General features: G+C 72.6%; 22 protein-coding genes. 18 read left to right on the top strand and 4 right to left on the bottom strand.

The genetic code is table 11. The annotated features are described in order from the left end of the window. Nucleotides 1–41 precede the first annotated feature (41 nt). The 3 genes from ABTY62_RS21275 (at nt 42) to ABTY62_RS21285 (ending at nt 2,765) form a co-directional block, all read left to right on the top strand. Nucleotides 42–1,061, top strand: coding sequence for an ABC transporter ATP-binding protein (locus ABTY62_RS21275; RefSeq protein ID WP_352130992.1), 1,020 nt, complete (start codon nt 42–44; stop codon nt 1,059–1,061). Nucleotides 1,062–1,176: 115 nt separating this feature from the next. Then, on the top strand, nt 1,177–2,010 hold the full coding sequence (locus ABTY62_RS21280; RefSeq protein ID WP_385351051.1) for an ABC transporter permease: 834 nt from the start codon (nt 1,177–1,179) through the stop codon (nt 2,008–2,010). A 134-nt stretch (nt 2,011–2,144) separates the two neighbouring features. Then, nucleotides 2,145–2,765: a DUF2567 domain-containing protein gene (locus ABTY62_RS21285; RefSeq protein WP_352130993.1), complete on the top strand. Its 621-nt coding sequence runs from the start codon at nt 2,145–2,147 to the stop codon at nt 2,763–2,765. A gap of 54 nt (nt 2,766–2,819) precedes the next feature. Here ABTY62_RS21285 and ABTY62_RS21290 read toward each other — a convergent pair whose 3' ends face one another. Next, a complete protein-coding gene (locus tag ABTY62_RS21290) occupies nt 2,820–3,842 on the bottom strand; it encodes a LacI family DNA-binding transcriptional regulator (protein WP_352130994.1) in 1,023 nt (340 codons plus the stop codon). 216 nt (nt 3,843–4,058) lie between these two features. Between ABTY62_RS21290 and ABTY62_RS21295 the strand changes: the two genes are divergently transcribed. The 7 genes from ABTY62_RS21295 (at nt 4,059) to ABTY62_RS21325 (ending at nt 10,730) form a co-directional block, all read left to right on the top strand. Beyond that, complete coding sequence (locus ABTY62_RS21295; RefSeq protein WP_352130996.1) at nt 4,059–5,063, top strand: asparaginase; 1,005 nt, start codon at nt 4,059–4,061, stop codon at nt 5,061–5,063. Then, on the top strand, nt 5,056–5,934 hold the full coding sequence (locus ABTY62_RS21300) for a polysaccharide deacetylase family protein (RefSeq protein ID WP_352130997.1): 879 nt from the start codon (nt 5,056–5,058) through the stop codon (nt 5,932–5,934). The genes ABTY62_RS21295 and ABTY62_RS21300 overlap by 8 nt, the downstream gene beginning before the upstream one ends. A 313-nt stretch (nt 5,935–6,247) precedes the next feature. Then, a complete protein-coding gene (locus ABTY62_RS21305) occupies nt 6,248–7,582 on the top strand; it encodes an MFS transporter (RefSeq protein WP_352130998.1) in 1,335 nt (444 codons plus the stop codon). A gap of 19 nt (nt 7,583–7,601) precedes the next feature. After that, nucleotides 7,602–8,381: an SDR family NAD(P)-dependent oxidoreductase gene (locus ABTY62_RS21310; RefSeq protein WP_352130999.1), complete on the top strand. Its 780-nt coding sequence runs from the start codon at nt 7,602–7,604 to the stop codon at nt 8,379–8,381. Next, entirely contained in the window at nt 8,378–9,157 is a 780-nt protein-coding gene (locus ABTY62_RS21315; RefSeq protein WP_352131000.1) for an SDR family NAD(P)-dependent oxidoreductase, read from the top strand. The genes ABTY62_RS21310 and ABTY62_RS21315 overlap by 4 nt, the downstream gene beginning before the upstream one ends. Before the next feature lie 54 nt (nt 9,158–9,211). Continuing rightward, entirely contained in the window at nt 9,212–9,940 is a 729-nt protein-coding gene (locus tag ABTY62_RS21320; protein ID WP_352131002.1) for a hypothetical protein, read from the top strand. Nucleotides 9,941–10,220: 280 nt separating this feature from the next. Next, the gene (locus ABTY62_RS21325; protein WP_352131003.1) at nt 10,221–10,730 is read left to right on the top strand and encodes a DUF2690 domain-containing protein; all 510 of its coding nucleotides are present in this window, start codon (nt 10,221–10,223) and stop codon (nt 10,728–10,730) included. A 19-nt stretch (nt 10,731–10,749) separates the two neighbouring features. On the opposite strand, the gene ybaK is transcribed toward ABTY62_RS21325, so the two are convergent. From ybaK to ABTY62_RS21340, 3 genes are read right to left on the bottom strand one after another with little or no spacing between them, the layout of a single operon-like run. Further along, nucleotides 10,750–11,268, bottom strand: a complete 519-nt coding sequence (ybaK, locus tag ABTY62_RS21330) for a Cys-tRNA(Pro) deacylase (protein ID WP_352131004.1) — start codon at nt 11,266–11,268, stop codon at nt 10,750–10,752. Between the two features lie 14 nt (nt 11,269–11,282). Next, nucleotides 11,283–12,023, bottom strand: coding sequence for an LON peptidase substrate-binding domain-containing protein (locus ABTY62_RS21335; RefSeq protein ID WP_352131005.1), 741 nt, complete (start codon nt 12,021–12,023; stop codon nt 11,283–11,285). Between the two features lie 33 nt (nt 12,024–12,056). After that, the gene (locus ABTY62_RS21340; RefSeq protein WP_352131006.1) at nt 12,057–13,649 is read right to left on the bottom strand and encodes an oxidoreductase; all 1,593 of its coding nucleotides are present in this window, start codon (nt 13,647–13,649) and stop codon (nt 12,057–12,059) included. 156 nt (nt 13,650–13,805) lie between these two features. Between ABTY62_RS21340 and hisD the strand changes: the two genes are divergently transcribed. The 8 genes from hisD to hisF all read left to right on the top strand — a co-directional run bounded on the left by hisD (nt 13,806) and on the right by hisF (nt 19,613). Next, nucleotides 13,806–15,131 carry a histidinol dehydrogenase gene (gene hisD / locus ABTY62_RS21345; RefSeq protein WP_352131007.1) on the top strand — a complete coding sequence of 442 codons (1,326 nt, stop codon included), beginning with the start codon at nt 13,806–13,808 and terminating at the stop codon, nt 15,129–15,131. Beyond that, nucleotides 15,128–16,249: a histidinol-phosphate transaminase gene (locus tag ABTY62_RS21350; protein ID WP_352131008.1), complete on the top strand. Its 1,122-nt coding sequence runs from the start codon at nt 15,128–15,130 to the stop codon at nt 16,247–16,249. The genes hisD and ABTY62_RS21350 overlap by 4 nt, the downstream gene beginning before the upstream one ends. Next, nucleotides 16,246–16,839, top strand: coding sequence for an imidazoleglycerol-phosphate dehydratase HisB (gene hisB, locus ABTY62_RS21355; protein WP_311724782.1), 594 nt, complete (start codon nt 16,246–16,248; stop codon nt 16,837–16,839). The genes ABTY62_RS21350 and hisB overlap by 4 nt, the downstream gene beginning before the upstream one ends. Beyond that, on the top strand, nt 16,836–17,000 hold the full coding sequence (locus ABTY62_RS21360) for a CG2302 family histidine operon protein (protein ID WP_311724784.1): 165 nt from the start codon (nt 16,836–16,838) through the stop codon (nt 16,998–17,000). Before hisB ends, ABTY62_RS21360 begins: the two co-directional genes overlap by 4 nt. After that, nucleotides 16,997–17,641, top strand: coding sequence for an imidazole glycerol phosphate synthase subunit HisH (hisH, locus tag ABTY62_RS21365; protein WP_352131188.1), 645 nt, complete (start codon nt 16,997–16,999; stop codon nt 17,639–17,641). The genes ABTY62_RS21360 and hisH overlap by 4 nt, the downstream gene beginning before the upstream one ends. A gap of 66 nt (nt 17,642–17,707) precedes the next feature. Beyond that, nucleotides 17,708–18,439, top strand: a complete 732-nt coding sequence (gene priA / locus ABTY62_RS21370) for a bifunctional 1-(5-phosphoribosyl)-5-((5-phosphoribosylamino)methylideneamino)imidazole-4-carboxamide isomerase/phosphoribosylanthranilate isomerase PriA (protein WP_352131009.1) — start codon at nt 17,708–17,710, stop codon at nt 18,437–18,439. Continuing rightward, entirely contained in the window at nt 18,436–18,843 is a 408-nt protein-coding gene (locus ABTY62_RS21375) for a RidA family protein (protein ID WP_352131010.1), read from the top strand. Before priA ends, ABTY62_RS21375 begins: the two co-directional genes overlap by 4 nt. Further along, complete coding sequence (hisF, locus tag ABTY62_RS21380) at nt 18,840–19,613, top strand: imidazole glycerol phosphate synthase subunit HisF (protein ID WP_352131011.1); 774 nt, start codon at nt 18,840–18,842, stop codon at nt 19,611–19,613. Before ABTY62_RS21375 ends, hisF begins: the two co-directional genes overlap by 4 nt. Nucleotide 19,614 lies beyond the last annotated feature (1 nt).

Consider the following 19,614-nt stretch of genomic DNA (forward strand, 5'->3'; position numbering starts at 1 on the left):
GAGGGCGGGCTCGGGTGATTGGGCGCGTACTCTCATAGCTCGTGAGGACGGGCGCGAAACAGGCTGTGGGCGGCGATGTGGTGTGCACCGTGCGCGGTCTGGTCAAGACCTATCCCGCCGCGCGCGGCCGCCGAGGGGTGCCCGCCGCGCCCGCCGTCCGGGCCAGCGACCGCATCGACCTCGACGTGCGCCGCGGTGAGGTGTTCGGGCTGCTCGGCCCGAACGGCGCCGGAAAGTCCACCCTGGTGCGCCAGCTCACCGGGCTGCTCCGCCCCGACGAGGGCAGCGTCCGGGTGCTCGGCCACGATCTCGTACGCCACCCCGAGCGCGCGGCGCGCCTCCTCGGCTATCTGGGGCAGGACTCGACCGCGCTGGACGAGCTGACCGTCGCGCTCGCCGCCGAGACGACGGGGCGGCTGCGCGGTCTTGATGTGCGCGCGGCCCGCGCGGAGCGGGACGCGGTGATCGAGGAGCTGGGCCTCGGCGAGCTGGCCGGGCGCCCGCTCAAGAAGCTCTCCGGCGGGCAGCGGCGGCTGGCCTGCTTCGCCGCCGCGCTGGTGGGGGAGCGGCCGCTGCTGGTGCTGGACGAGCCGACCACCGGGATGGACCCCATCGCCCGGCGCGCGGTGTGGGCCGCGGTCGACCGGCGGCGCGCGGAGCGCGGGGCGACGGTGCTGCTGGTCACCCACAACGTGATCGAGGCGGAGACCGTGCTGGACCGGGTGGCGGTGCTGGACCGGGGCCGGGTCATCGCCTGCGACACCCCGGCCGGGCTGAAGACGCTGGTCGCCGACGAGGTCCGGGTGGAACTCGTCTGGCGCGACGAGCCTCCGCTGGACGTGCCCGGGGTCGCGGCGCTCCGGGAGGCCGCGCAGGCCTCCGGGCGGCGCTGGACGCTGCGGATGGCCCCGGACGAGGCCCGGGCGGCCATCGCCACGGTGACCGGCGGCCCCGCCTTCGCCGCGCTCGACGACTTCACGCTGACGACCCCTAGCCTGGAGGACGTCTATCTCGCGCTCGGCGGCCGCTCGGAGGGGGCGGAGGGGCTGGTGAAGGCGTGACGACCACAGGCGTGACGACCACAGGCGTGACGACCACAGGCGTGAGGACCACAGACGTGGTGACCACAGGCGCCGCGGCCATCGCGGGGAACAGGAGCAGCGCAAGGTGAGTGTCGTGCCCGCGGAGGCCGTGTCCGGCGAAGACGCCCTGGCCGGGGCCGGCGGGGCGCCGTGGCCCGGCGGCGACGCCGCGCCCGCCCCGCTCGCGGCGCCGGCGCGGCTGCTGCCCGCGCTGGCCGCCGTCTACCGGGCGCAGCTGTCCCGGGCCCGGGTGGCCCGGATCCCGCTGCTGTTCGTGGCGACGTTCCAGTCCGTCGGGATCATGGTCCTGATGCGCGGGGTCGTGGACGGCGGGGTGGAGGCGCGGTCCGTGGTCGCCGGGTCCAGCGTGCTGGTCGTGGCGTTCGTCGCGCTGAACCTGCTGGCACAGTACTTCGGGCAGCTGCGGGCGAGCGGAGGGCTCGACCACTACGCGACCCTGCCGGTGCCGCCCGCCGCCGTCGTGCTCGGCGCGGCCGCCGCGTACGCCTCCTTCACCGCGCCCGGGACGGTGGTCACCGCGGTGGTGGGGAGCGTGCTGTTCCAGCTGCCGATGGCGCATCTGTGGGTGCTGGTCGCGGTGATCCCGCTGTCCGGCGCGGCGCTCGCGGGTCTGGGCGCGGCGCTCGGGCTGCTCGCGCCCCGTCAGGAACTGGCCACGCTGTGCGGGCAGTTGGGCATGTCGGCCGCGCTGCTGCTGGGCGTGCTGCCCGCCGAGCGGATGCCTGCCCCGGTGTCGTACCTGCGCGATCTGCTGCCGTCGACGTACGGTGTGGAGGCACTGGCGCGGTCCTTCGACGGACGGCCCGACTGGCTCGTGGTCTGTGTGGACCTCGGGGTGTGCGCGGGCGTGGCGGTGATCTCGCTGACCGCCGCGACCTGGGCGTATCGGCGGGCAGCCGTGCGGTGACGCGCCACGGCGGGCCTCCCGCCGACCGCAGTACGCCCATCGCCTGGCACCATGACGGGGTGACCGCACCGTTGACTCCGCACGATCAGCCCCAACAGCCGCATCAGCCGCATCAGGCTCCGTATGGAGGTGCCGTGCCGTACCCCTCCGCTCCGGACCACTCCGGGCCGGGCCCCTCGGCTCCGGACCAGTCCGAGCCCGGCCCCGAGCTGCGCGCCGAGCTGGTGCAGGCGGCGCTGGTGGCGATCGGGGTGGCGGTGTCCGGGGTGCTGCTCGGGCTGGTGTGGCTGTGGCTCGCGCCGCGGGTGCCGCTGGTCTGGATCGGCGACGATATCTACCCGAAGGACGCGGAGGGCGAGCAGGCGATGGGGGCGGACGCGGTGTTCGCCCTGTGGGCGCTGGCCTTCGGCGCGGTGTCCGCGGCCGTCGTCTTCTGGTTCTTCCGGCGGGGCGGGATCGCGCTGGTCGTGGGGCTCGCCATCGGCGGGGTGCTGGCCTCTGTGATCGCCTGGCGGCTCGGCGTGTGGCTCGGGCCGGAGTCGAGCATCGAGGCCCACGCCAGGGCGGTGGGCCGGGGCGTGACGTTCGACGAGCCGCTGAAGCTGGGGGCCAAGGGCGCGCTACTGGCCTGGTCGCTGGCGGCCATGGCGGTGCATCTGGGGCTCACCGCGCTGTTCGGGCCGCGGGACGAGGAGCCGGCGGAGCTGGGTCCGCTGGGGCCGCAGGGGCCCTTGGGACCGCAGGGGCCGAAGTAATCCGGGCGCGGGTGCCCGGCCCGGTGCGCTCCGGGCCGGCGCGCTCCGCTTCGTTCAGGACGGGACGCTGGAGGCCCGGACGATCAGCTCCGGGGCGAGGCGCTCGGACTCCACCGGCTCTCCCTCCAGCAGCCTGACCAGAAGCCTCAGCCCCCGGCGGCCCATGTCCAGCATGGGCGATCTGACCGTGGTGAGCGGGAGCGGCAACTCCGCCGCCAGAGGCGTGTCGTTGAAGCCCACGACGGCCACATCCGCTCCGGCCCGCAGCCCCCGGTTGCGCAGCGCGCCGATCGCGCCGATGGCCGCGAAGTCGTTGACCGCGAAGACCGCCGTCGGCGGGTCCGGGGTGTCCAGCAGCCGCGCGGTCGCCTCGTGGCCGCCGGAGACGTCGAAGCGGGAGTGTGTGATGCGGTCCGCCGGAACGGGGAACCCCGCCTCGCGGTAGCGGTCCACGAGCCCGGCCGTGCGGTCGATGCCCGTGCTGGCGTACGGCTCGCCCGCGACCACGGCCACATCGCGGTGGCCGAGCGACAGCAGATGCTCGGCGACCAGACGGCCGCCGAGGTAGTCGTCGCAGGTCACCGAGGGGTGGGCGGCCGCGGTGCGGCTGACGAGGACGAACGGTACGTCCCGGCCGGCCACCTCGTCGAGGAAGCGCCCGTCCACATACGCGTCGCCGAAGATCATGCCGTCGACGCGCCGCCCGATGACCATGTTGGTGCGGGCGCGCTGGGTCTCGGGGTTGTCGCCCGTGTTGGCGACGAAGGTCGACAGGCCGTGTTCGGCGGCGGCCTCCTCGACGCCCTCGTAGATCGTCGCGAGCACGATGTCGGACAGCCGGGGGACCAGCACGCCGACCAGATTGCTGCGCCGCGTGCGCAGGCTCGTCGCATGAGGGTTGGGCTGGTAGCCGAGTTCGTCGGCGAGCCGGCGGATGCGCTCGACCGTGGTGCTCGAGGCGGCGCGCAGGCTTTCATCCGGTTTGGCGTGCAACACCCGCGAGACCGTGGAGACATGCAGACCGAGCTGGTCGGCGATGGTCCGCAGGGTGACCGGTCTTGCTCGCTGCGTGCCCACTTCGGCTCGGCCTCCGGTTGTCCACTGCCGTACACGGACCTCGGTACAGCCAGTTAGCGCGATGGTAACAGCGGACCCCTTGACACCCGCCGTCGGTGACGCACATCCTACCCAAACGATTGCGCCAAACGTTTGGGCAATGAATCGAGCCACGGTGGCGTGATTTTGCGCCACGGCTTTCCGTGGCCGCAGTTATCCGTGGATGAGGAGGCAGGGGTGCGCAGAATCGTCGTGCTGTCGACGGGCGGAACCATTGCCACGCGCCATGACGCCCAGGGCACCAGGCTCGCCGCCGATCCGGCGGACGCTCTGCTGGAGCGGCTCCCCTGGCCCGTGGGGGTGGCGGTCGAAGCGAAGGACGTGTTCTGCCTGGGCAGCTATCTGCTGACCCCGGCCGATATGCACGGCGTCGCCGTGGCCGCCCGCGAGGCGCTGGCGGACGAGGCGGTGAGCGGGGTCGTCGTCACCCACGGCACCGACACCCTCGAAGAGACCGCGTATCTGACGGACCTTTTCCACAACGATCCGCGGCCCGTGGTGTTCACCGGAGCCATGCGCCCGGCGGACGCCGCGGACAGCGACGGCCCGCGCAACCTCGCGGACGCCATCGCCGTGGCGGCCGCCGCCGAAGCGCGCGACCTGGGCGCGCTGGTCTCCTTCGACGGCCAGATCTACCCGGCGCGGGGCACCCGTAAGGCGCACACCACCGCCCCCGCCGCCTTCGCCGCCCCCGACGGCGGCCCGCTGGGGCGGGTGAGCGACGGCGAGGTGGCGATCTCGGCGGTGCCGGTCCGCCCCAAGCCGCTCGACCTCGCGGCCTTCCGCCCCGACCCCGACCGGGTGCGCACCGACATCGTCGCCTGCTACCCCGGCTGCGACACCCGGGCGCTGCGCGCGGTGGCCGACGCGGGCGCCCGGGCGGTGGTGCTCGAAGCCACCGGCGCGGGCAACGCCAACCCGGCGGTCGCCGAGGAGGTGGCCCGGCTCACCGCCTCCGGCGTCGTGGTCGCCCTGTCCACCCGGGTGCAGGCGGGGCCCGTCGCCGCGGTGTACGGCAACGGCGGCGGCGCCGATCTGCTGCGGGCCGGGGCCGTACCCACCGGCACGCTGCGCCCGTCCCAGGCGCGGATCCTGCTCATCGCCCTGCTCGGCTGCTACGGCGACCCGGCGCGGGTGCGGGCCGAACTCAACAACTCACTGGAGAGGAACCACCATGGCTAAAGAGATCTTTGTGGCGTTCGGCGTGGATGTCGACGCGGTGGCGGGCTGGTTGGGCAGCTACGGCGGCGAGGACTCGCCCTGTGACATCTCCCGCGGCCTGTTCGCCGGAGAGGTCGGGGTGCCCCGGCTGCTCCGCCTGTTCCAGCGGAAGGAGCTGCGCACCACCTGGTTCATCCCCGGCCACTCCGTGGAGACCTTCCCCGACCAGACCCGCCAGGTGGTCGACGCGGGCCATGAGATCGGCGCCCACGGCTACTCGCACGAGAACCCCATCGCCATGACCCGGGCCCAGGAGAGCGCCGTACTCGACCGCGGCATCGACCTCATCGAGAAGGTCGCGGGCCGCCGCCCCACCGGCTATGTCGCCCCCTGGTGGGAGTTCTCGCCGGTCACCAACGAGCTGCTGATCGAGCGCGGCATCACCTACGACCACTCGCTGATGCACAACGACTTCACGCCGTACCACGTCCGGGTGGGGGACAGCTGGACGAAGATCGACTACTCGCGGCCGGCCGAGGAGTGGATGAAGCCGCTGGTGCGCGGGGAGGAGACCGGGCTCATCGAGATCCCGGCCAACTGGTACCTCGACGACCTGCCGCCCATGATGTTCATCAAGGCGAGCGCGAACAGCCACGGCTTCGTCAGCCCGCGCGACCTGGAGCAGACCTGGCGCGACCAGTTCGACTGGGTGTACCGCGAGATGGACTACGCCGCGTTCACCATGACGATCCACCCCGATGTCTCCGGCCGGCCCCAGATGCTCCTCATGCTGGAGCGGCTCATCGAGTACATCAGCGGTCACGAGGGCGTGCGCTGGTCCACGTTCGACGAGATCGCCACCGACTTCAAGACCCGCACCCCCCTTTCGTAGGGCCCGCTTCCCCTTTCAGGCCCGCTTCCCCTTTCAGGCCCGCTTCCCCAGGGCCCGCTTCCCCAGGGCCCGCTTCCCCAGGGCCCGTTTTCCCAGGGCCCCATTCCCCAGGGCCCGACATCTGCTCGACCCAGCCCCCGGGCGCGGCCACCCCGCGTCCGGGCGCGGTACCCCTCCCCGGTACCCCTCCCCGGACGACAGGCGATACGCCGCCGGGCTCCCGGCCCCACCCCCGGCCGAAGCAACCCCCTCACCCTCCCGCTCTCGCCGCGACGGCGCGGCGAACCCCCGCTTCCGACAAGGGGCACCTGTCATGACCACCGTCTCCTCCGAACCCACCACGCCCACCCCCACCCGCAGACTGCCGCGCATCGGGGTCCGCACCACCAGACGAGCGACGGCCATCGCCTTCTGCGCCTGGGTCTTCGCCGTCTACGACTACATCCTGTTCGGCACCCTCCTGCCGGAGATCTCCGACCGCTTCGGGTGGAGCGAGGAACACGCCGCCCTGGTCTCCACCCTGATCTCGGTCGGAACGGCCGTCATCGTCCTCGGCGTCGGCCCGCTCGTCGACCGGCTCGGCCGCCGCAGGGGCATGATCCTCACGGTGTCCGGCACCGCCCTGGCCTCCGCCGCCTCGGCCGGCACCATGAGCGCCTCCTACCTGGTCGGCATCCGCTCCCTCGGCGGCCTCGGACTGTCCGAACAGGCCGTCAACACCACCTACCTGAACGAGATCTACGCCGTCACCGAAGACGAGGCGATCAAGAAGCGCCGCGGCTTCGTCTACAGCCTGGTGCAGTCCGGCTGGCCGGTCGGCACCCTGGTCGCCGCCGCCTTCGTGGCCATATTCCTCCCGCTCGTCGGCTGGCGCGGCTGTTTCCTGCTGGCCACCTTCCCCGCCATCGTCATCGCCCTGCTGCGCCGCGGCCTGCCCGAGACCCCGCAGTTCGAGCTCCAGCGGCGACTGCGCAAGCTGCGCCAGGAGGGCAAGGCCGACGAGGCCCGGCAGCTCGCCGCCGAGTACGGCGTGGACGAGACCCCCGCCGCCCCGCTGGTGGAGATCTTCCGCGGCCGCGCCCGCCGCAACACCCTGGTGCTGAGCTTCGCCTGGCTGGTCAACTGGTTCGGCATCCAGATCTTCAGCGTCCTGGGCACCACGGTCCTCACCAAGGCCAAGGGCATCAGCTTCGCCAACTCCCTGGTGCTGTTCATCGTCATCAACGCCGTCGGCTTCGCCGGATATCTCTTCCACGGCTGGGCCGGCGACCGCTACGGACGCCGCAATGTGATCGCCTTCGGCTGGATCCTCTCGGGGATCCTGTTCGCCCTCATGCTGACCGTCGCCCACGGCACCGTTTCCGTGGTGATCCTGTACTCGCTCGGGATGTTCTTCCTGATCGGCCCGTACGCGGCGATGCTCTTCTACATGGGTGAGTGCTACGACACCCAGTGCCGGGCCACCGGCACCTCGTTCATCAACGCCTTCAGCCAGCCCGGGGCCATCGCGGCCGGCGCGATCGCCACCGCGATGCTCGCCTCCGGCGCGCACTGGAACCAGACGGCACTGCTCGTCGGCGCGGTCGGCACCTTCCTGTCCGGCTTCGTGATGTTCGCCGCCCGCAGCGTCGACACCGTCGACGACTGAACCCACCCGGAGACCAACAGTGGTACGAACAGACCAGTCCGACCAGCCGGTCGCCGTCATCACGGGCGCGGCCAGCGGCATCGGCCGCGCGCTCGCGGTGGAGTACGCCCGCCGCGGGGTGCGCACCGTCATCGGCAGCTACCCCGGCGACCCCCACGACCCTGGGGAGACCGAGCGTCTGGTGCGCGCGGCGGGCGGGGAGTGCGTCCGCCACGAGGTGGACGTCCGCGACCCCGCGCAGGTCGAGGCGTTCGCGGAACGCGCCCTGACCGCCTTCGGCCGCCTGGACATCGCCGTCGCCAACGCCGGGGTGCTGCGCCGGGCGCCGCTCGACCAACTCACCGACGAGGCCTGGGACGACATGCTCTCGGTCGACCTCACCGGAGTGCTGCGCACCCTGCGCTCCGCCGCCCGGCGGATGGCCGGATCCGGCGCGATGGTGGCGGTGTCCTCCATCGCGGGCGGGGTCTACGGCTGGGACGACCATGCCCACTACGCCGCCGCCAAGGCCGGTGTGCTGGGGCTGTGCCGCAGCCTCGCGGTCGAACTCGCCCCGCGGGGGATACGGGTCAACTCCCTCATCCCCGGGCTCATCGAAACCCCGCAGTCCACCGACCCCGTCAACTCGCTGGGCCCCGCCGGGCTCTCCCGCGCCGCGGCGGGCATCCCGATGGGGCGGGTCGGGCGGCCCGAGGAGATCGCGTCCGCGATCGCCTATCTGACCTCGGACGACGCCTCGTACATCACGGGGCAGAGCCTGGTCGTGGACGGCGGACTCACCGTGCGGATGCCGGCATGACGGAGGACAGAAGGAAGGACACGGGGCGCGACATGAGGAGCGGTGTGCTGGCAGGACGGACCGCGCTCGTCACCGGCGGGGCCAGCGGCATCGGCCGGGCCGTCGTCGAGGCGTACGCGGCCGAAGGGGCCCGGGTCGTGGTCGCCGACCGCGACGCGGAGCGCGCGAAGGCCGTGGCCGCCGAGAGCGGCGCGGCCGGGTACACGGCCCTGGACGTGAGCGACGCGGCCGTCGTCGAGGCGGCGATGTCGGCGGCGGTGAGCGAGTACGGCGGCATCGACATCCTGGTCAACGCCGCGGGCATCCTCACCGAGGCGCCGCTGTTGGAGATGGACCCGCGGCAGTGGTCCGAGACCATCGCGGTCGACCTCACCGGGGTCTTCCTCTGCTGCCGCTACGCCGTCCCGCAGATGGCGGAGCGCGGCTGGGGGCGGGTCATCAACATCGCCTCGCAGCTGGGCATCAAGGGCGGCCGCTCGCTGGCCCACTACGCCGCGGCCAAGGCCGGGGTCATCGGGCTGACCAAGTCGCTGGCGCTGGAGGTCGCGGAGCGGGGCGTGCTGGTGAACGCCATCGCGCCGGGGCCGATCGAGACGCCGATGGTCGCCGCGATCACCCCGGAGTGGAAGGCCGCCAAACAGGCGGAGCTGCCGCTGGGCCGGTTCGGCCGGCCCGAGGAGGTCGCGCCGACCGCCGTCCTGCTCGCCAGCGACCCCGGTGGCAATCTGTACGTCGGCCAGACCCTCGGCCCCAACAGCGGCGACGTCATGCCGTAGGCCGTATCCGGTCGGTGCGGTCGGACGGTCCGGCCGGGAGGAAGGAGACGCGGGATGTGCGGGGCGTGCGGAGAGCGCGGCGCGTTCGACTGGGCGCGGCCGTGGACCAGCGGGCTCGCGGCCCGTCGGGCCGTGGCCGCCGCGGCGCTGCGCGCGGGCGCCCGGCCCGGGGTGCGGGTGACGGCGGGGAGCGGGGGCTGGCTGGTGACCGGCCCGACCGGCGTCGTCACCTCATGCGAAGACCTCACGGCGCTCGTCGCCGAGGTACGCCGCCTGGCGGCGGGGGCGGACCCGGTCCCGCCGGACGCCGGCCGGCCCTCCGGCCGGCTCGCGACCCCGGCGGACGACCGGCGGACGGGGGTCGTGCTGAAGGCCGGCCCGACCGGCGCCGGGCCCCGGGCCGTGCCGGAGACGCTGCTGGAGACGGCGCTGGCGGAAGGCCGGGCCGAGGTGGTGCTGGAGACCCCGGCGGCGGTCCGGTCGGCCCTGGCCCACCTCGCCTCGCCCGCCTGGTCGAGACGCGCCTATCTCCGCCGGATCGAGGGGGTGAGCGAGCCCTGGGGGCGCCCGGCGCCCGTGTGGCGCCCACCCCGGCCGAGCGGCCCCGACCCCGGCGCACTGGCCGCCGACGTGCTGGTCGGGCTGGAGTGGACGCGGCAGAGCGGGCGGCTGACGGGGGTGGCGCTCGCCGTACGGACCCCGCTCGGGGCCGGCGCCGAGCTGGATGTGGAGATCCGCGACGGACATGTGGTGCGGGCGCTGACCGTGGTCGGCGGCGGATAGCGCACCACGGACCGGCTGACATGCGCTCTGTTCACTGTCGGTCATCACTGTGATACTTCGGGTGAACCAGTCTGGCGTAGTGGAACCCCTCTGGGAGGTGGCCATGGGATCGGACAACGGTGGAGCGTCCACGTCTCCGTCCCCGGGATCGGACCCAGCCCCGGACCCAGCCCCGGACCCCACCCCGGCCCCGGACCCGGCGCCGAGCGGCAGCGGAGGCGCGCGGAGCCGTTTACGGCGGATCGGCTCCTGGATCGGCAGCCATGGACCGCAGACACTCGTGGGTGCCACGGTCGTCGCGGTGGTCGCCGCGGTGGCCGCGGCTGTGGTGTCCGGGCTGTTCGAGAGCGACAGCGGGGGCGACGACCAGGCGCGGCCGTCCTCGGCGGCCGGCCTGACCGGCGGTAAGGCCGAGGAGTGCAGGGGCGAGCGGTGCCGGACGCTGAAGCCCGCCGAGGCCGGTTGCGACGACGACGCCCAGGTGCTGCGCCAAAAGGATCAGCCAGTGGTCCTCCAGCTCAAGTACAGCCCGTACTGCGAGGCGGCCTGGGCCAAGATCACCAGCGCCGAGGTGGGCGACCAGGTCGTCATCACGCCCGAGGGCGGCAAACCGGCCCGGGACGTCATCGCCACCGGGAACGACAACCACACCTCGATGGTCCCGGCCGAAGGGAAGTTCCGGCTCCAGGCCTGCGCCGAGCCCGACGACTCCGACGGCAGCCCGAAGTGGCGGAAGTTCTGCGTCGAGGCCACCGCCGCGGACGTGAAGCGCACGGCGTCCTCGTCCTGACGCGAGCGCCTTCGGCGTCTCAGACCACGGGCGGCGCGTGCCGGGCGTCGAAGCGCGCGATCGGCGCCAGCACCGCGTCCGTGAGCGTGGCGAGATCCTTCGGCGACAGCTCGACCTCCAGCCCGCGGCGGCCCGCCGAGACGCAGATCGTCTCGTACGCGGCCGCCGACGCGTCCAGGGCCGTGGGCAGGCGCTTGCGCTGGCCGAGCGGGGAGATCCCGCCCAGCACATAGCCCGTGGTGCGCTCGGCCGCCGCCGGGTCGGCCATCGCCGCGCGCTTGCCGCCCACCGCCGCCGCCAGGGCCTTGAGGTCGAGCGTGGCGGAGACGGGCACCACCGCGACGGTGAGGCCGCCGTCGACGTTCGCGATCAGGGTCTTGAAGACCCGGGCGGGGTCCACGCCCAGGGCCTGCGCGGCCTCCTCGCCGTACGAGGGGGCCGCCGGGTCGTGCTCGTAGGCGTGCACCGTGAAGTCGGTGCCCGCCGCGGTCAGGGCGGTGGTGGCCGGGGTACCGGCGGAGGACTTCTTCTTGGCCATATCCGGTGGTGTGCTCAGTTGGGGCTGGTGGGGTGGCGGGTCAGATCGACCGCCGGTAGCGACGGGAGCTTACCGATGACCGCGCTCTCCGCGCGCAGCATTCTCAGCTCCTCGGCCAGCCGGGTGGCGGTGTCGGGGGCCTGGAGCAGCCGCTGCTTGGCGGGCGTGTCGAGCACGGCGGCGGCCGCGACCAGGTACGAGAGCACGGACGGCTCGCCCGGCAGCTCCTGCTGGGCGGCCAGGGTGCGCTCGCGGGCCCCCGCGAGCCGCTTCTGGTAGGTGCGGAAGGCGCGTACGACCCCCGAGGCCAGCGCCCCGGCGCCGTCCCCCGGTTTCTCGTCGAGCTCGTCGACCTCGGCCGTCAGATACGGCCCGGAGGAGTCGACCGAGCGCAGCTCGAAGCGGGTGGTGCCGGTGGCGAGCACCTCGAAGGTGCCGTCCTTCTGCTTGCGGATGGTGGCCGCGTCCGCGATACAGCCGACGGCGTGGAAGGACTTCATCGGGTCGGGCCCGAACCCGGCCGCCGCGCCGCGCTCGGGCTCGGCGGTGGGGTCCGGAAGGCCGACCGCGGTGGCCGCGACCTCGCGGCCGTCCCGGATGGCGATGACGCCGAAGCGGCGCGGCGCGTCCTCGGGGAGCGCCAACAGATCGCGCATCATGGCGCGATACCGCTGCTCGAAGACGTTCAGGGGCATGACGAGCCCCGGGAACAGCACCGTGTTCAGCGGGAAGAGCGGAAGGCGCGCGGAGGTCACGGGCGTTAAGCCTAATGGCCCCGCGCGCTCCGATCACTGGCGGCGCAGCAGCCGGGACGCGCCGGCGGCGACCGTGGTGGCCAGTATCCAGCCGAGCATGACCATCACGATGGCCGCCCACTGCACCCCGCCGTCGGGTTTCCAGTAGCCGTCCTGGCCCAGGTCGATCACCGGAAGCAGCAGGTCGAGGGTGTACAGCGAGGCGTTCCAGTTCGGCGACTCGCCCGGCTTGATGGGATCCGGCCGGTTGTGGGCGAAGAACACCGAGCCGATCGCCCACAGCACCGCCATCCACACCGCCGCCCGGCCGGGGCGGTAGCCGTAGGCCACGGTCCAGTCCTGGAGATATCCCCAGAGTTTTCCGGCTAATGGCAGCGTCTCGCGCCGCCGCCGCTCCTTGGCGAGCAGCACCTCGCGCGCCTCCGCGTCCTCGCCGCTGGTGCGCATGGCCGTGGCGAGCGTCTCGTACGGCCCCCGGGAGAACTCCGGGGTCGCGGCCGCCACCCACTCCAGCCGCCGGGAGAGCGGGAAGTGGCCGACCGGGATCAGACACTCGTAGGAGAAGCCCGCCATGGCCAGCCCGCCGGGGCCCGGCCAGCTGACCGACTTGTCGACCAGGTTGACCACCCGCGCGCCGGAGAGGATCACCCGCCCGCGCTGCGGCCGCTCCCCGACGAACCGCAGCTCCGGCGTCTGGATGCGGCGCAGCGACAGCTCCTGGTCGTTCTCCATGATGAAGCGGGCCTGGTCGAAGTCGACCGCGTCGTTGAACCGCCCGTCGTCCAGGCGCATGCCGCCCTCGCACTCGAAGCGCTGGATGCGCGTCCCGCGCGTCGGCGTGTTGCTGGTGCCGTACGGCGGGGTGGAGCTGCCGTAGCTGCTCACCCCGGCGGCGGTCAGGTAGAGGCTGCGCTCGACGGTCAGCTGCGGGGCGTTCAGCGCCCGGCGGCCGTACGGATTGCGCAGCTGGGCGCCGCGCAGGCTGAGCGACACGCCGATCTGCGCGCCGCGCATGCTCAGCTCGCCGTGCGACTCGATCATCTCGGCCTGGAGATCCTGGCCGACGGTCAGCCCGTCCGCGCTGATCGACTGGCCCCGGCGGTCCCGGCGCACCACTAACTGGTTGAGGAGCAGGTCCGTGCCTATATGGGCGTCGGTGAGCCGGATGCCGTGCTCCACGATGCACCGCGGCAGATGCAGATCGCCCTCGGTGCGCAGCCGGGCCGCCTCCAGCCGCGGCAGGGCGCAGCCGACCAGACGGAGGGTGGTGAAGTGGGATTCGGGGAGCAGCACCTCCTGCTCGAAGCGGCAGTTCTTCATCTCCACATACGGCTCGATGGAGCCGCCGGCCAGGTCCAGCTGGCCCGTGATGTGCACCCCGTTGAGCTTGAGCGCGGCCACCCGGCCCGGCTGCGGGGGAGGGCCGGCGAGCAGCAGGAGGGCGACGACCCGGGCGCGCACACTGCGCTCAGGCCCCCAGGCGTAGGGGCCGGAGGGGTCGTTGCGCTGAGGGTGGGCGGTGCGCAGATCGTGGGTGCTGCCGTTGCGGAACGCCTGCCACATGCCCCACTCCGCGGTGGTCAGGTCGAGCCCCGGGGGTGGATCGCCGTCGCGTGGCTCGGTCACAGCCGTGTCCCCTCCTGTTCTCCGTACCCCCGTACGGATCCCCATTCCCGCTGAGTAACCGCTTGAACGCTTGCGGTCAGGGTCAACTTAGGGGGTGCGTATCACTCACTGATACGGGGGGCGGGCCGACAGTGCGGGTCTGAGACAATTGATCGCGTGATCTCCCGTATCGATCTGCGCGGCGCCGCCTTCCCGGAGGGCGGGATCGACCGCGACCTGTTGCCCCGTGCCGAGCTCGACGTCGAGGCCGCCCTGGAGAAGGTGCGGCCGATCTGCGACGACGTGCGCCATCGCGGCACCGCGGCGCTGATCGACTACGCGCGGCGGTTCGACGGTGTGACGATCGAGCGGGTGCGGGTGCCCGAGGAGGCGCTGACGCGCGCCCTTGAGGAGCTGGACCCCGCCGTGCGGGCGGCCCTGGAGGAGTCCATCCGGCGGGCCCGGCTGGTCCACCGCGAGCAGCGGCGCGCCGACCACACCACGCAGGTCGTGCCGGGCGGCACGGTCACCGAGCGCTGGGTGCCGGTCGAGCGGGTGGGGCTCTATGTGCCGGGCGGGCGGTCCGTCTACCCGTCCTCCGTAGTGATGAACGTGGTGCCCGCGCAGGAGGCCGGGGTCGGCTCGATGGCCGTCTCCTCGCCGCCCCAGCGTGACTTCGGCGGGCTGCCGCACCCCACCATCCTGGCGGCCTGCGCGCTGCTCGGCGTGGACGAGGTGTACGCGGCGGGCGGCGCCCAGGCGGTCGCCATGTTCGCGTACGGCACCGAGGAGTGCCGCCCGGTGTCCATGGTCACCGGGCCGGGGAACATCTTTGTGGCCGCCGCCAAGCGGCTGCTCAAGGGGCGCATCGGCATCGACGCCGAGGCCGGCCCCACCGAGATCGCGATCCTCGCCGACGCCACCGCCGACCCGGTCCATGTCGCCGCCGACCTGATCAGCCAGGCCGAGCACGACCCGCTGGCCGCCTCGGTGCTGGTCACCGACTCCGAGGAGCTGGCCTCGGCGGTCGAGAAGCAGCTGGACGCCCAGGTCGCCGCCACCAAACACGTCGAGGACCGGATCCGCCCGGCGCTGTCCGGGCGCCAGTCCGGCATCGTGCTGGTCGACGGCCTCGACCAGGGGCTGGCGGTCGTGGACGCCTACGCCGCCGAGCACCTGGAGATCCAGACGAGGGACGCGGCGGCGGTCGCGGCCCGGGTGCGGAACGCCGGAGCGATCTTCGTCGGCCCGTACGCGCCGGTCAGCCTCGGCGACTACGCGGCGGGGTCCAACCATGTGCTGCCCACCGGCGGCTGCGCCTGCCACTCCTCGGGGCTCTCGGTGCAGTCCTTCCTGCGCGGCATCCATGTCGTGGACTACACGCGGGAGGCGCTGGCGGAAGTGGCCGGCCATGTGGTGACGCTCGCCGAGGCGGAGGATCTGCCCGCCCACGGCGCCGCGGTGAAGGCAAGGTTCGACTGGAAGGTGCCAGGGGAAAAGTGACCACTCGGATCGACGATCTCCCCATCAGGGACGAGCTGCGCGGCAAGTCCCCGTACGGCGCTCCCCAGCTGGATGTGCCGGTGCGCCTGAACACCAACGAGAATCCGTACCCGCTGCCCGAGGCGCTGGTCGCCCGGATCGCCGAGCGGGTCACCGAGGCGGCCCGCCACCTCAACCGCTACCCGGACCGGGACGCGATCGAGCTGCGCACCGAGCTGGCGAAGTATCTGACCCGCACCGCCGGGCACGAGGTCGGCGTGGCCAACCTGTGGGCCGCCAACGGCTCCAACGAGGTGCTTCAGCAGCTGCTCCAGACCTTCGGCGGGCCCGGGCGCTCGGCCATCGGCTTCGAGCCCTCGTACTCGATGCACGCGCTGATCTCCCGCGGCACCGGCACCCGCTGGATCTCCGGCCCGCGGAACGCCGACTTCACCATCGACGTCGACGCGGCCCGCGCGGCCATCGCCGAGCACCGCCCCGACGTCGTCTTCATCACCTCGCCGAACAACCCGACCGGCACCGCCGTCGAGGCCGAGACCGTCCTGGCCCTCCACGACGCGGCGCAGGCGGCGCGGGCGAACGCGGCCGGGGCGCTGGTGGTGATCGACGAGGCGTACGGCGAGTTCAGCCACCGCCCCTCGCTGCTTCCGCTGATCGAGGGACGGCCCCGGCTGGTCCTCTCCCGGACGATGTCCAAGGCCTTCGGCGCTGCCGGGCTGCGCCTCGGCTACCTCGCCGCCACCCCGGCGGTGGTGGACGCCGTCCAGCTGGTCCGCCTGCCCTACCACCTGTCCTCCGTCACCCAGGCCACCGCGCTGGCCGCCCTCGAGCACACCGATACCCTGCTCGGGTACGTCGAGGCGCTCAAGGCCGAGCGGGACCGGCTGGTGAGCGAGTTGCGCGCACTCGGCTGCGAGGTGACCGATTCGGACGCCAACTTTGTGCAGTTCGGCCGCTTCGAGGACGCCCACGTGGCGTGGCAGGCCCTGCTGGACCGGGGGGTTCTGGTCCGTGACAACGGAGTGCCGGGCAGGCTGCGGGTCACCGCGGGTACCCCGGCCGAGAACGACGCGTTCCTCGACGCGGTCCGCGAGCTGATGAAGGAGAGAAGCGCATGACCCGCGTGGGCCGTGTGGAGCGCACCACCAAGGAAACCTCGGTCGTCGTCGAGATCGACCTCGACGGTAACGGCGATGTGGAAGTATCAACAGGTGTCGGTTTCTACGACCACATGCTCGACCAGCTCGGCCGCCACGGTCTCTTCGACCTCACCGTCAAGACCGAGGGCGACCTGCACATCGACTCCCACCACACCATCGAGGACACCGCCCTCGCGCTCGGCGCCGCCTTCAAGCAGGCGCTCGGCGACAAGGTGGGGATCTACCGCTTCGGCAACTGCACGGTGCCGCTGGACGAGTCGCTGGCCCAGGTGACCGTCGACCTCTCGGGCCGCCCGTACCTGGTGCACACCGAGCCGGAGAACATGGCGCCGATGATCGGCAGCTACGACACGACGATGACCCGGCACATCCTGGAGTCCTTTGTCGCGCAGGCGCAGATCGCCCTGCACGTCCACGTCCCGTACGGGCGGAACGCGCACCACATCGTCGAATGCCAGTTCAAGGCGCTGGCGCGGGCGCTGCGCTACGCGAGCGAGCGCGACCCCCGGGCCGCCGGAATTCTCCCCTCCACGAAGGGCGCCCTGTGAGCGGTCTCTCCACTGTCTTCATCGTTCTCGGTCTGTTTCTGCTCGGCGGGGTCTACTCCTTCGTCAAGCAGGGCCTGCCCAAGAGCGTCATCGTGCTGCTCGGCATCGGCGCGGCGATGTCGCTCACGGCCGGAATCCTTCGGCTGGAGGTGTGGAGTTGACGGCCGGCGCCAAGAAGGTCGTCGTCTTCGACTACGGCTTCGGCAACGTACGGTCCGCCGAGCGGGCCCTCGCCCATGTCGGCGCGGATGTCGAGATCACCCGTGACTACGACCGCGCCACCGCCGCCGACGGCCTCCTGGTGCCCGGCGTCGGCGCCTTCGCCGCCTGTATGAAGGGGCTGCGCGAGGCCCGCGGCGACTGGATCGTGGGGCGCCGGCTGTCCGGCGGGCGCCCGGTCATGGGCATCTGCGTGGGCATGCAGATCCTCTTCGGGCGCGGCATCGAGCACGGCGTCGAGGCCGAGGGCCTGGACGAGTGGCCCGGCACCGTCGAGCAGCTGAAGGCCCCCGTCGTCCCCCACATGGGGTGGAACACGGTCGAGGCCCCCGAGGACTCCCAGCTCTTCACGGGCCTGGACGACGACGCCCGGTTCTACTTCGTGCACTCCTACGCGGTCCGCACCTGGGAGCTCGAAGTGACCAACCCGAACATCCGCGCCCCCAAGGTCACCTGGGCCACTCACGGCGAGCCGTTCGTCGCCGCGGTCGAGAACGGACCGCTGTGGGCCACCCAGTTCCACCCCGAGAAGTCCGGTGACGCCGGAGCGCAGCTGCTGCGCAACTGGCTCGACACGCTCTGACCGGCGGCCCGCCCCGCCCTGGCCAGGCGTTCCCGTACCTGCCCGCACCTCACCGTAAGGTCTCCCATGAGCACCCACCGCCTCGAACTCCTCCCCGCCGTCGATGTCCGCGACGGCCAGGCCGTACGCCTGGTCCACGGCGAGTCCGGCTCCGAGACGTCCTACGGCGACCCGCTGGAGGCCGCCCTCGCCTGGCAGCGGGCCGGCGCCGAGTGGCTGCACCTGGTGGACCTGGACGCGGCCTTCGGCACCGGCGACAACCGCGAGCGGATCGCCGAGGTCGTGCGCACCATGGACATCAAGGTCGAGCTCTCCGGCGGCATCCGCGACGACGCCTCGCTCGCCGCGGCCCTCGCCACCGGCTGCACCCGCGTCAACCTCGGCACCGCCGCGCTGGAGTCCCCGGAGTGGGTCGCCAAGATCATCGCGGAGTTCGGGGACCGCATCGCGGTCGGCCTCGACGTCCGCGGCACCACCCTGCGCGGCCGCGGCTGGACCCGCGACGGCGGCGACCTGTACGAGACCCTGGCCCGCCTGGACTCCGAGGGCTGCGCCCGCTACGTCGTCACCGACATCGCCAAGGACGGCACCCTCCAGGGCCCCAACCTGGAGCTGCTGAAGAACGTCTGCGCCGCGACCGACAAGCCGGTCGTCGCCTCCGGCGGCGTTTCCTCCCTTGACGATCTGCGTGCCCTTGCGACCCTGGTACCGGAGGGTGTGGAGGGCGCCATCGTCGGCAAGGCCCTCTACGCCAAGGCGTTCACCTTGGAAGAGGCGTTGGAGGCGGTATCCGTATGACCTCAGCCGAGAGCGTGCGGCGCGTCCAGGCGGACAGCCCCTGGGAAGAGACCATCGGCTTCGCCCGGGCCGTCGCGGCCGGTGACCGGGTCCTGGTCGCCGGGACGATGCCGCTGGTGGGCGGGGTCCTCCAGGGCGAGGGCGATCCGTACGAACAGACGCTGGCGGCCTTCCGCAACGCGCTGGACGCGCTGCGGAAGTTCGACCTCGGCGTCGAATCGGTCATCCGTACCCGTATGTATCTCACCCACGCGCGCGATGTGGACGAGGTGGGCCGCGCCCACAAGGAGCTCTTCGACGCCGTACGCCCCGCCGCGACCCTGGTCGTGGTGTCCGGCTTCGTCGACTCGCGCGTCCTGGTGGAAGTCGAAGTAGAAGCATTCCGAGGAGCCCGAGCGTCATGACCCTGGCGGTCCGAGTCATCCCCTGCCTGGACGTGGACAACGGCCGGGTCGTCAAGGGAGTCAACTTCCAGAACCTGCGGGACGCGGGTGACCCCGTCGAGATGGCCAAGATCTACGGCGAGGAGGGCGCCGACGAGCTGACCTTCCTCGACATCACGGCCTCCTCGGGCAACCGCGAGACCACCTACGACGTGGTGCGCCGCACCGCCGAGCAGGTCTTCATTCCGCTCACCGTGGGCGGTGGGGTCCGGACCGTGGACGACGTCGACAAGCTGCTGCGGGCCGGCGCGGACAAGGTCGGCGTCAACACGGCCGCCATCGCCCACCCCGAGCTGATCCGGGAGATCGCCGAGCGCTTCGGCAGCCAGGTCCTGGTCCTGTCCGTCGACGCCCGCCGCTGCGGTGAGGGCACGGTCACTCCGTCCGGCTACGAGGTCACCACCCACGGCGGCCGCCGCGGCACCGGCATCGACGCCGTCGAGTGGGCCCACCGCGCCGCCGAGCTGGGCGCGGGGGAGATCCTGCTGAACTCGATGGACGCCGACGGCACCAAGGACGGCTACGACACCGCGATGGTCGAGGCGGTGCGCAAGCACGTCACCGTCCCCGTCATCGCCAGCGGCGGCGCCGGGAAGCTCGCCGACTTCTCCCCGGCGATCGACGCCGGCGCGGACGCGGTGCTCGCCGCCTCGGTCTTCCACTTCGGTGACCTGCGCATCGGCCAGGTCAAGGAGGCGCTGCGGGAGGCGGGGCACCCGGTGCGCCTGTAGG

This window comes from Streptomyces sp. NPDC097640, assembly GCF_040302705.1.
Classification (GTDB): domain Bacteria; phylum Actinomycetota; class Actinomycetes; order Streptomycetales; family Streptomycetaceae; genus Streptomyces.

Coding starts and splice junctions, on each gene's coding strand:
- ABTY62_RS21300 (WP_352130997.1), top strand. CDS start 5,056: ATGGCTAAAGAGATCTTTGTGGCGTTCGGCGTGGATGTCGACGCGGTG.
- ABTY62_RS21305 (WP_352130998.1), top strand. CDS start 6,248: ATGACCACCGTCTCCTCCGAACCCACCACGCCCACCCCCACCCGCAGA.
- ABTY62_RS21315 (WP_352131000.1), top strand. CDS start 8,378: ATGACGGAGGACAGAAGGAAGGACACGGGGCGCGACATGAGGAGCGGT.
- ABTY62_RS21320 (WP_352131002.1), top strand. CDS start 9,212: ATGTGCGGGGCGTGCGGAGAGCGCGGCGCGTTCGACTGGGCGCGGCCG.
- ybaK (WP_352131004.1), bottom strand. CDS start 11,268: ATGGCCAAGAAGAAGTCCTCCGCCGGTACCCCGGCCACCACCGCCCTG.
- hisB (WP_311724782.1), top strand. CDS start 16,246: ATGACCCGCGTGGGCCGTGTGGAGCGCACCACCAAGGAAACCTCGGTC.
- priA (WP_352131009.1), top strand. CDS start 17,708: ATGAGCACCCACCGCCTCGAACTCCTCCCCGCCGTCGATGTCCGCGAC.
- ABTY62_RS21375 (WP_352131010.1), top strand. CDS start 18,436: ATGACCTCAGCCGAGAGCGTGCGGCGCGTCCAGGCGGACAGCCCCTGG.
- hisF (WP_352131011.1), top strand. CDS start 18,840: ATGACCCTGGCGGTCCGAGTCATCCCCTGCCTGGACGTGGACAACGGC.